Raw genomic sequence first — 10,052 nt, forward strand, 5'->3', positions numbered from 1 at the left:
CGATTCGCGTCACGTGTTATTCGGTTTCCAGATCGATATCGATACCGAGCGAACGGATTTCTTTGATCAACACGTTGAAGGACTCGGGCATGCCCGGCTCCATACGGTGATCGCCGTCCACGATGTTCTTGTACATCTTGGTACGGCCGTTCACGTCGTCCGACTTCACTGTAAGCATTTCTTGCAGAGTGTACGCCGCGCCATATGCTTCCAGCGCCCAGACTTCCATCTCCCCGAAACGCTGACCACCGAACTGGGCCTTACCACCCAGCGGCTGCTGGGTGACCAGGCTGTACGAACCAGTGGAACGCGCGTGCATCTTGTCGTCCACCAAGTGGTTCAGCTTCAGCATGTACATGTAGCCAACGGTGACCGGACGCTCAAACTTGTTACCGGTACGGCCGTCGAACAGCTGCATCTGGCCACTGTCCGGCATGTCCGCCAGGCGGAGCATTGCCTTGATTTCGGATTCCTTGGCGCCGTCGAATACCGGGGTAGCCATAGGAACGCCGCCACGCAGGTTCTTCGCCAGATCCAGAATTTCCTGATCAGACAGGTCATCAAGACTTTCCTGACGGCCGCCAATCTCGTTGTAGATCTCGTTCAGGAACTTGCGCAGCTCAACGACTTTACGCTGCTCTTCGAGCATGCGGTTGATCTTCTCGCCCAATCCCTTAGCCGCGAGGCCCAGGTGAGTTTCGAGGATCTGACCGACGTTCATACGCGAAGGTACACCCAACGGGTTGAGGACGATATCCACCGGCGTGCCATTGGCATCGTGCGGCATGTCTTCAACCGGCATGATCACGGAGACCACACCTTTGTTACCGTGACGACCGGCCATCTTGTCGCCCGGCTGGATGCGACGGCGAATGGCAAGGTAGACCTTGACGATCTTCAGCACGCCTGGAGCAAGGTCATCGCCCTGCTGCAGCTTGCGCTTCTTGTCTTCGAACTTGTCGTCAAGCAGACGGCGACGGTCAACGATGTACGCCTGGGCCTTCTCGAGCTGCTCGTTTAGCGCATCTTCGACCATGCGCAGCTTGAACCACTGACCGTGCTCCAGACCGTCCAGAACTTCGTTGGTGATTTCCTGCCCTTTCTTCAGGCCGGCACCGCCTTCAGCGACACGACCGACCAGCGCGGAACGCAGACGCTCGAAAGTTGCGCCTTCAACGATGCGGAACTCTTCGTTCAAGTCCTTGCGGATCTCGTCAAGCTGGCTCTTCTCGATGGAGAGCGCACGAGCATCACGCTCAACGCCATCACGCGTGAAGACCTGGACATCAATGACGGTGCCTTTGGTACCGGTAGGTACACGCAGGGAGGTGTCTTTAACGTCGCTGGCTTTTTCACCGAAGATTGCGCGCAGCAGCTTCTCTTCCGGCGTCAGCTGGGTCTCGCCTTTCGGAGTGACCTTACCTACCAGAATGTCACCGGCGCCGACTTCCGCACCCACATAAACGATACCGGCTTCGTCCAGCTTGTTAAGTGCTGCTTCACCTACGTTAGGGATGTCAGCAGTGATCTCTTCAGGCCCAAGCTTGGTATCACGCGCCACACAGGTCAGTTCCTGAATGTGGATCGTGGTGAAACGGTCTTCCTGGACAACACGCTCGGACAGGCAAATGGAGTCTTCGAAGTTGAAGCCGTTCCACGCCATGAACGCGATGCGCATGTTCTGACCCAGTGCCAGCTCACCCATATCGGTGGACGGGCCGTCAGCCATGATGTCGCTACGCTGAACGCGATCACCCTTGCTCACCAGCGGGCGCTGGTTGATGCAGGTGTTTTGGTTCGAACGTGTGTATTTGGTCAGGTTGTAGATGTCGACACCGGCTTCGCCTGTCTCAACTTCGTCATCTGCAACACGAACCACGATACGGCTAGCGTCAACCGAGTCAATCACGCCGCCACGACGGGCCACGACGCAAACGCCGGAGTCACGCGCAACGTTACGCTCCATGCCAGTACCAACCAGCGGCTTGTCAGCGCGCAGTGTTGGAACAGCCTGACGCTGCATGTTCGAACCCATCAACGCACGGTTGGCGTCGTCGTGCTCAAGGAACGGGATCAGCGATGCTGCAACGGAAACAACCTGCTTCGGCGAAACATCCATCAGGGTGACGTCTTCCGGCGCCTTGACGGTGAACTCGTTCAAGTGACGAACAGCAACCAGCTCGTCGATCAGGATCTTCTTGTCGTTCATTGCCGCAGATGCCTGGGCAATGACGTGATCCGCTTCCTCAATAGCTGAGAGGAAAACGATTTCGTCAGTTACCAGAGCGTCCTTAACCACACGGTACGGGCTCTCGAGGAAGCCGTACTGGTTGGTGCGCGCGTATGCCGCCAAGGAGTTGATCAGACCAATGTTCGGACCTTCCGGCGTTTCAATCGGGCAGACACGACCATAGTGAGTCGGGTGTACGTCACGAACTTCAAAGCCGGCACGCTCACGCGTCAGACCACCAGGGCCGAGTGCAGAGACACGACGCTTGTGAGTGATCTCGGACAGCGGGTTGTTCTGGTCCATGAACTGGGAAAGCTGGCTGGAACCGAAGAACTCTTTCACCGCCGCCGCAACAGGCTTGGCGTTGATCAGGTCCTGAGGCATCAGGCCTTCGCTTTCTGCCATCGACAGACGCTCTTTAACCGCACGCTCAACACGCACCAGACCTACACGGAACTGGTTCTCGGCCATCTCGCCTACGCAACGAACGCGACGGTTACCGAGGTGATCGATGTCATCGACGATGCCTTTACCATTACGGATGTCGACCAAGGTCTTCAGCACGGCGACGATGTCGTCTTTGTGCAGGACGCCCGAACCTTCGATCTCGGTACGACCGATACGACGGTTGAACTTCATCCGACCTACAGCCGACAGATCGTAGCGCTCTGGGCTGAAGAACAGGTTGTTGAACAAGGTCTCGGCGGCATCCTTGGTAGGTGGCTCGCCAGGACGCATCATCCGATAGATTTCGACCAAGGCTTCAAGCTGGTTGCCGGTCGAGTCGATCTTCAGGGTGTCGGAGATGAAAGGACCGCAGTCGATGTCGTTCGTGTACAGCGTCTCGATGCGAACAACCTGAGCCTTGGCAATTTTTGCCAGGATCTCGGTATTCAGCTCGGTATTGCACTCGGCAATGATCTCACCCGTCGCTGGGTGCACGATCGCCTTGGCGCTGGTGCGGCCAATAACGTAGTCGAGAGGAACCTCAAGGGTCTTGATGTTCGCTTTTTCGAGCTGGTTGATGTGACGGGCCGTAATACGACGGCCTTGCTCAACAATCACCTTGCCCTTGTCGTCCAGAATATCCAGAACGGCAATTTCGCCACGCAGGCGCTGAGGCACCAACTCCAGATTCAGGTTCTCGCCCTGAACGTGGAATACGTTGGTGGTGTAGAAAGCATCCAACACTTCTTCAGTGGTGTAACCCAATGCACGGAGCAGAACCGATGCAGGGAGTTTGCGGCGACGGTCGATACGAACGAAGACACAGTCTTTCGGATCGAATTCGAAGTCCAGCCACGAACCACGGTAGGGAATGATGCGAGCCGAATACAACAGCTTGCCCGAACTGTGCGTCTTGCCGCGGTCATGGTCAAAGAACACGCCCGGGGAACGGTGAAGCTGGGAAACGATCACACGCTCGGTACCGTTGATAACGAAGGTACCGTTTTCAGTCATCAGGGGGATTTCACCCATATAGACTTCTTGCTCTTTGATGTCCTTGATCGCTTTGTTCGACGATTCTTTGTCGAAAATGATCAGACGTACTTTTACCCGCAAAGGTACGGCGTATGTCACACCGCGGAGCACGCATTCCTTGACATCAAAAGCCGGTTCGCCCAGACGATAACCCACATACTCCAGAGCAGCATTGCCGGAGTAGCTGATGATCGGGAAAACAGATTTGAAGGCCGCATGCAGGCCCACGTCGCGGAACTGATCTTTAGTCGCTCCCGCTTGCAAGAATTCACGATACGAATCCAGCTGGATGGCCAGGAGGTAAGGCACATCCATGACGTCCGGCAACTTGCTAAAGTCCTTGCGGATACGTTTTTTCTCAGTATATGAGTAAGCCATCAGCGTTCCCCAGCTTGGTCACCTGCTTGTTTGGCTCCTCCCGACGGGAGCAGCCAGAAAAATCTTGCGAACCCCATGGTTCGCGCCACCGTTCGAGGTGGGTAGATCACGTAATCAGCGCTAACCGAATCAGCTGCCAACAACGGAAAAAGGCCGGTGGCAGAAGCCACCAGCCATCAGCCTTTCGCTTAACGCTTGGGCTGGAAACGCAAAGTCGATGCTTACTTCAGCTCGACTTTAGCGCCTGCTTCTTCCAGAGTAGCCTTGGCTTTGTCAGCAGCGTCTTTAGCTACTGCTTCCAGAACCATTGCTGGAGCGCCGTCAACGACTGCCTTGGCTTCTTTCAGGCCCAGACCGGTCAGTTCACGAACTGCCTTAATAACGTTAACTTTCTTCTCGCCAGCTTCCAGCAGCATGACGTTGAATTCAGTTTGCTCTTCAACGACGGCGGCAGCAGCAGCTGGGCCAGCGGAAGCAGCAGCAGCGCTAACACCGAATTTTTCTTCGAATGCTTTGATCAGCTCTACAACCTGCAGAACGGACATTTCAGCTACGGCGTTGAGGATATCGTCTTGAGAGATAGACATGACTCTAATTCCTGAATTGGGGGACGGCCTACGCGACCATCGAAATAAACAAAAATACGCGAGAAGAAGTGCCGGCCCTTAGGCTGCAGCGGCTTCTTTCTGTTCGCGAATAGCCGCCAGAGTACGAGCGAGCTTGCTGGTAGCGCCCTGAATCACGCTCATCAGCTGCGAAATCGCTTCGTTGCGGGTCGGCAGTGTTGCCAGTACGTCGATCTGATTAGCTGCGAGGTACTTGCCCTCAAACGCAGCTGCCTTGATCTCGAACTTATCCTGACCTTTAGCGAACTCTTTGAACAAACGGGCAGCAGCACCTGGATGTTCGTTGGAGAAGGCGATCAAGGTCGGGCCGGTGAACACATCGTTGAGGACACTGTATTCAGTGTCAGCAACGGCGCGCTTGAGCAGGGTGTTACGTACGACACGTACATAAACGCCAGCTTCACGAGCCTCTTTACGGAGTCCGGTCATCGCGCCTACCGTCACACCGCGGGCATCAGCCACAACAGCAGACAGAGCGACTTTGGCAGCCTCGTTGACTTCAGCGACGATGGCCTTCTTGTCTTCGAGTTTAATTGCCACGGGTTTAACTCCTGCTTGTTACCGTTTCATCTGACCTGAGCCGGATGTCGTTTTGGTGTCTGATTCGGTAAGGAACCGGGAGCACCATCTGCGTAGGCTTATGGTTTAAGGCTTTCGCCGCCTACGGTCTTGGATAGCCCCCGCCAGGCAGGGACCCCAATTTTCGCAATGACGCGGTTACCCGCGCCATGCCAGTCTTACGCGTCCAACGAACCTTGGTCGATGACCAAGCCTGGGCCCATAGTGGTGCTCAGTGTTACGCGTTTAACGTAGATACCTTTCGAGGAAGCTGGCTTGATACGCTTCAGATCAGCGATCAGAGCTTCAACGTTCTCACGCAGCTTGTCTGCATCAAAGCCGACCTTGCCAACGGAGGTATGGATAATGCCGTTTTTGTCGGTGCGATAACGAACCTGACCAGCCTTGGCGTTTTTCACGGCAGTGGCTACGTCTGGAGTAACGGTACCGACTTTAGGGTTAGGCATCAGGCCGCGCGGGCCGAGGATCTGACCCAACTGACCAACAACACGCATTGCGTCCGGGGAAGCAATCACGACGTCATAGTTCAGGTCGCCGCCTTTCATTTCAGCAGCCAGATCGTCCATACCAACACGATCAGCGCCGGCAGCCAGAGCAGCCTCAGCAGCTGGACCCTGAGTAAACACTGCGACACGAACGGTCTTGCCAGTGCCGTGAGGCAGCACGGTGGCGCTACGTACGACCTGATCGGATTTACGAGGATCAACACCGAGGTTCACAGCGACGTCTACAGACTCGCTGAACTTCACTGTCGACAACTCAGCCAGCAGAGCAGCGGCTTCGTTGAAGTTATAAGATTTGCCAGCTTCGACTTTGGAAGCGATAGCTTTTTGGCGCTTAGTCAGCTTAGCCATTACACACCCTCCACGTTAAGGCCCATGCTACGAGCAGAACCGGCGATGGTGCGCACAGCGGCGTCCATATCAGCAGCGGTCAAGTCGGCATTTTTTGCCTTGGCGATTTCTTCCAGCTGAGCACGGGTTACTGTGCCAACTTTTACGGTGTTCGGACGAGCCGAGCCGCTGGTCAAGCCAGCTGCTTTTTTCAGCAGTACCGAAGCCGGGGTGCTTTTGGTTTCAAAGGTGAAGCTGCGGTCACTGTAAACAGTGATGATCACAGGGGTCGGCAAACCTGGCTCAATACCCTGAGTACGGGCGTTGAACGCTTTGCAGAATTCCATGATGTTCACGCCGTGCTGACCCAGTGCAGGACCAACAGGCGGGCTCGGGTTAGCCTGAGCGGCTTTCACTTGAAGCTTGATGTAAGCGGTAATCTTCTTGGCCATGAGGCACTCCAATTACGGGTTCTAGCGCCTCGAAAGGCTCCCCGGTTACTTGCGCGTTTATCCCGGTGACGAAAAAACCCCACAGCCCAGGGCTGCGGGGTATGGGATTCTGAGTTCAGTTACGCCTTTTCGACCTGACTGAACTCCAGCTCCACAGGAGTGGAGCGTCCGAAAATGAGCACCGCCACTTGGATTCGGCTCTTTTCGTAATTGACTTCTTCGACAGTACCGTTGAAATCAGCAAACGGACCATCTGTAACACGGACAACTTCGCCCGGTTCGAACAGAGTTTTTGGCTTCGGCTTGTCGCTGCCATCAGCAACGCGACGCAGAATTGCCTCAGCTTCTTTATCGGTAATAGGGGCCGGCTTGTCTGCCGTGCCACCGATGAAACCCATGACACGAGGAGTATCCTTGACCAAGTGCCAAGTGCCCTCGTTCATGTCCATCTGGACAAGCACATAGCCAGGGAAGAATTTGCGTTCACTTTTGCGTTTCTGGCCGTTACGCATTTCCACTACTTCTTCAGTAGGGACCAGAATCTCGCCGAAGCCATCTTCCATGCCTGCAAGCTTTACACGCTCAACCAGTGAGCGCATGACATGCTTCTCGTAACCCGAGTAGGCATGCACTACGTACCAACGCTTAGCCACGGGACACCCTTAGCCGACAATCAAGGAAACAAGCCAGCCGAGCAGGGAATCTAAACCCCACAACAGCAGCGCCATGACGAGAACCACTGCAACCACGATCAAAGTGGTCTGGGTAGTCTCTTGACGCGTAGGCCACACGACTTTACGAATCTCAGCGCGAGCTTCTTTGGCCAAAACAAAGAAAGCCTTACCCTTCCCCGTCTGCAGAGCCACATAGGCTGCCACGGCGGCGATCAAAAGCAGGGCAAGAACGCGATACAGGATTGGCTGCGCGGAGTAGTATTGATTTCCAACGACACCCACGACTACCAGAAGCACTACTACAAGCCACTTCACGAGATCAAAACGGGAGTCTTGGGCTTCAGCCTTTGGATTCATCTACTAAAATCCTGTGAAAAGAAAGCCAGATACTTTGGAGAATCTGGCAGGTCAGGAGGGAATCGAACCCCCAACCTACGGTTTTGGAGACCGTCGCTCTGCCAATTGAGCTACTGACCTAAAAGCAAAATCAGGCCGAACATTATGCGGACCTGACAGGAAGATTTCAACAGCAACTCGACAACTGCGATTATGCACGTCGAATCACTGCGGCGCCACCTCACCAAGACCTTGAAAACCTTGGTATTCGTAGCGCCTAAAACAAAGGCAGATACTCACATATCTGCCTTAGTAATGGAGCTCTTGAGCGGATTTGAACCGCTGACCTCACCCTTACCAAGGGTGTGCTCTACCAACTGAGCTACAAGAGCAAAACACATTGCACAACCAGAAAACTTGGAGCGGGTAGCGGGAATCGAACCCGCATCATCAGCTTGGAAGGCTGAGGTTCTACCACTAAACTATACCCGCTGAGCTTTGCTGCTTACGCTCAAAATATGGTGGAGGGGGAAGGATTCGAACCTTCGAAGTCGTAGACGTCAGATTTACAGTCTGATCCCTTTGGCCGCTCGGGAACCCCTCCTAAGCGAGGCAGCATTCTATATCATGCTACCTTTCTGTCAATCTTTTTCTCAATAAAAACTTGAGGTTACAAGCATTGACCACCGCTACATCAGTACCTATCAATTGATCTGCACTGCGAAGCGGGCGCCATTCTATTCAAACTAATCTACGGTTGCAATGCCTTCACATGACATTATTTCATTTTTTAGCATGGGAAAATCCCTGCGGAGCTCGGCAATCAAAACCTCGCTGACCAAGCGCCGGCTAGCAGGCGCAATTTTCAGCCAGTACACGCCGCCTTCCTGATCCAAGCGCTTTTCAAGGTGAGTATCGATATCTAAGGCAACAAGACGCTGCTCGAGAAGTGCCGCTTCAGCCTGCTTGGCAGTTCCCCCCAGGTAGAGGCAGTTCTCTTGTCCTGTAGAGGTACGCGCAGTACCACCACCGACTCCCGACTCGCCCAGCAAACGAATATTTTGGCCATACGCTCGATGAGTCAGCAGCGGCTCGACCTCTTTAGGACGCAGCGGCGCATCCTGCTGATGCCAGAAGAAATACAGACCGTTCAACATGAGTAACAACAAAAACGTCCATGGCATACCCACCTCATTAACGATACGCACCTGAATACAGGCCGATCTTACTAACTCTGATTTCTACCCTAACCACCCTGGAGCCTGAGAGTCACCTCCCCCCCGCTGAAATGCTCTTCACGCCCATCTACCTCCAGGCGTAACGCCCCATCATCACCAATGCCCTTCACAACGCCCTGGGTGGTGTTCGTACCCGCGGTGAGAGCGACCGCGAGGCCTTGCCATAGATGCTTGTCCTCCCACGCTTTTCTATACGCTGCAAATCCTCTTTCCTGATGGCCAGCAAGATAGCCACTGAGATTTCGACTTAGCGCGCAGGCGACCTTGCTTCTGTCCTGAATATCTCCCAGCTCAAGGGCCACCGACGTCCAAGCCTGATCGACGTCAACGGAATCACGCATATTGATATTGATCCCAATACCGATAACTACATGGCAAACATTAGCGAGATCGCCAGTTACCTCGAGCAGCACTCCAGCGAGTTTTTTGCGGCCAACCAGAATGTCGTTAGGCCATTTCAGGCCCGCTCTATGGATACCGAGTTCTCGCAGCGTATCTACAACTGCAAGCCCTACGACAAGGCTAAGACCGTCGAGCCGACGGGTACCGCCATCCATACGCAAAGCGAGGCTGTAATAGAGGTTTTCAGCAAACGGACTTACCCATTGACGCCCACGCCTGCCGCGGCCTGCTGTCTGCTGCTCTGCAAGAACCAAAGCAGGAAGGGCTGCGCCTGAACTTGCCATTCTCATGGCTTCGGCATTCGTGGAGTCGATAGTTTCGTGAATGCAGCATGTCCAACCCAATCTTTCGTGCTCATCGATCAGCACCTCACTGTCCAACAACGAAAGCGGGGAAGCCAGACGGTAACCTCGGCCGCGCACCTTGTAAATTTCGATGCCAAGCTCAGCCTGGGCCTGCTGCAGCTTCTTCCAGACAGCACTTCGGCTGACGCCCAGCGCGAGCCCCAGATCCTCGCCGGAGTGAAACGCCCCATCTCCAAGTAGCTTTAGCAACGTATGCATGGATTTCAGCGCCTGGTTGTAAGACGCGCATGATAGCCATCTAGCCGACCTACGCAAGCGTGCCGTTCAGGGCACAAGCCGAAGTCAAGCATTGCTGATGGGTGGGTTTTACTGTGGAGAGTTGTTAACAGCTTTTCCGCGCGCAAAAACAAAACCCCACCTGCTTTCGCAAATGGGGTTTCGGAATTTAATCTTGACGATGACCTACTCTCACATGGGGAAACCCCACACTACCATCGGCGATGCATCGTTTCACTGC

Annotated in this window: 9 protein-coding genes and 4 tRNA genes; all 13 read right to left on the reverse strand. The window is 54.5% G+C overall.

Going from position 1 to position 10,052, the window contains the following annotated elements:
* Positions 1-16: 16 nt before the first annotated feature.
* The gene (gene rpoB, locus AC07RO_RS22620) at positions 17-4,090 is read right to left on the reverse strand and encodes a DNA-directed RNA polymerase subunit beta (protein WP_192174975.1); all 4,074 of its coding nucleotides are present in this window, start codon (positions 4,088-4,090) and stop codon (positions 17-19) included.
* A gap of 221 nt (positions 4,091-4,311) precedes the next feature.
* A complete protein-coding gene (gene rplL / locus AC07RO_RS22625) occupies positions 4,312-4,677 on the reverse strand; it encodes a 50S ribosomal protein L7/L12 (protein ID WP_019409897.1) in 366 nt (121 codons plus the stop codon).
* Between the two features lie 78 nt (positions 4,678-4,755).
* Positions 4,756-5,256 carry a 50S ribosomal protein L10 gene (gene rplJ, locus AC07RO_RS22630; RefSeq protein ID WP_192174974.1) on the reverse strand — a complete coding sequence of 167 codons (501 nt, stop codon included), beginning with the start codon at positions 5,254-5,256 and terminating at the stop codon, positions 4,756-4,758.
* A gap of 197 nt (positions 5,257-5,453) precedes the next feature.
* The gene (rplA, locus tag AC07RO_RS22635; protein ID WP_122536823.1) at positions 5,454-6,149 is read right to left on the reverse strand and encodes a 50S ribosomal protein L1; all 696 of its coding nucleotides are present in this window, start codon (positions 6,147-6,149) and stop codon (positions 5,454-5,456) included.
* Positions 6,149-6,580: a 50S ribosomal protein L11 gene (gene rplK / locus AC07RO_RS22640; RefSeq protein WP_037017696.1), complete on the reverse strand. Its 432-nt coding sequence runs from the start codon at positions 6,578-6,580 to the stop codon at positions 6,149-6,151. Before rplK ends, rplA begins: the two co-directional genes overlap by 1 nt.
* Positions 6,581-6,699: 119 nt before the next feature.
* A complete protein-coding gene (gene nusG, locus AC07RO_RS22645) occupies positions 6,700-7,233 on the reverse strand; it encodes a transcription termination/antitermination protein NusG (RefSeq protein WP_003317113.1) in 534 nt (177 codons plus the stop codon).
* Between the two features lie 9 nt (positions 7,234-7,242).
* A complete protein-coding gene (secE, locus tag AC07RO_RS22650) occupies positions 7,243-7,611 on the reverse strand; it encodes a preprotein translocase subunit SecE (RefSeq protein ID WP_495087122.1) in 369 nt (122 codons plus the stop codon).
* Positions 7,612-7,655: 44 nt separating this feature from the next.
* Positions 7,656-7,731, reverse strand: a tRNA-Trp gene (locus AC07RO_RS22655).
* Between the two features lie 175 nt (positions 7,732-7,906).
* A tRNA-Thr gene (locus AC07RO_RS22660) sits at positions 7,907-7,982 on the reverse strand.
* 26 nt (positions 7,983-8,008) lie between these two features.
* Positions 8,009-8,082 (reverse strand) — tRNA-Gly (locus AC07RO_RS22665).
* Between the two features lie 27 nt (positions 8,083-8,109).
* Positions 8,110-8,194 (reverse strand) — tRNA-Tyr (locus AC07RO_RS22670).
* Positions 8,195-8,336: 142 nt separating this feature from the next.
* A complete protein-coding gene (locus AC07RO_RS22675; RefSeq protein WP_192174973.1) occupies positions 8,337-8,774 on the reverse strand; it encodes a hypothetical protein in 438 nt (145 codons plus the stop codon).
* Between the two features lie 62 nt (positions 8,775-8,836).
* Complete coding sequence (gene birA, locus AC07RO_RS22680) at positions 8,837-9,793, reverse strand: bifunctional biotin--[acetyl-CoA-carboxylase] ligase/biotin operon repressor BirA (protein WP_495087123.1); 957 nt, start codon at positions 9,791-9,793, stop codon at positions 8,837-8,839.
* Positions 9,794-10,052: the final 259 nt, after the last annotated feature.

The organism is Pseudomonas sp. GW821-FHT07F05 (assembly GCF_059418765.1).

Bases quoted from the DNA above. Each gene is read 5' to 3' on its own strand.
- rplL (WP_019409897.1), bottom strand. From the start codon at position 4,677: ATGTCTATCTCTCAAGACGATATCCTCAACGCCGTAGCTGAAATGTCC.
- rplA (WP_122536823.1), bottom strand. From the start codon at position 6,149: ATGGCTAAGCTGACTAAGCGCCAAAAAGCTATCGCTTCCAAAGTCGAA.
- AC07RO_RS22675 (WP_192174973.1), bottom strand. From the start codon at position 8,774: ATGCCATGGACGTTTTTGTTGTTACTCATGTTGAACGGTCTGTATTTC.
- birA (WP_495087123.1), bottom strand. From the start codon at position 9,793: ATGCATACGTTGCTAAAGCTACTTGGAGATGGGGCGTTTCACTCCGGC.
- rpoB (WP_192174975.1), bottom strand. From the start codon at position 4,090: ATGGCTTACTCATATACTGAGAAAAAACGTATCCGCAAGGACTTTAGC.
- secE (WP_495087122.1), bottom strand. From the start codon at position 7,611: ATGAATCCAAAGGCTGAAGCCCAAGACTCCCGTTTTGATCTCGTGAAG.
- rplK (WP_037017696.1), bottom strand. From the start codon at position 6,580: ATGGCCAAGAAGATTACCGCTTACATCAAGCTTCAAGTGAAAGCCGCT.